Annotated in this window: 1 protein-coding gene; it reads right to left on the bottom strand. The window is 62.8% G+C overall.

The annotated features are described in order from the left end of the window. On the bottom strand, positions 1–292 hold a 292-nt coding region (locus GR197_RS31690; protein ID WP_164016644.1), incomplete at its 3' end, for a ketopantoate reductase family protein. Between the last annotated feature and the right edge of the window lie 111 nt (positions 293–403).

Genomic DNA, 403 nt, shown 5'->3' with positions numbered 1-403 from the left:
GCACGAGCGTATCGGCGGCGAGAAACGGCTTGATTTCCAGCGCCGCGCTGTGCGTGTCCGTCGATTTCACGCAGAACAGCACGAGCTTCGCGCCCTGCACCGCACTTGCCTGGGTGCTTGCGGCGAGGGAAATGTGCTCGTCGAACGATTGCGCCTGCAGACGCAGGCCGCTCGTTTCGATCGCCTCGACGTGTTGCGGGCGTCCGATCAATACCACTTCATGTCCCGCGCGCGCCAGCATGCCGCCGTAGTAGCAGCCCACCGCGCCCGCGCCCATCACGGCGACTTTCATATCAACGCTCTTGTGTACGGAATCGAAGCTTCAAAACTTACCACACGCTGCGTGCCGGAGGGCCGAACACGGTCATGATGACATGCGCTTTCATCAGGCGCGCGGTCGCAC

The organism is Rhizobium phaseoli (assembly GCF_010668805.1).
GTDB classification, from domain to species: domain Bacteria; phylum Pseudomonadota; class Alphaproteobacteria; order Rhizobiales; family Rhizobiaceae; genus Rhizobium; species Rhizobium phaseoli_A.
This window is presented reverse-complemented; position numbering and strand designations above follow the sequence as displayed.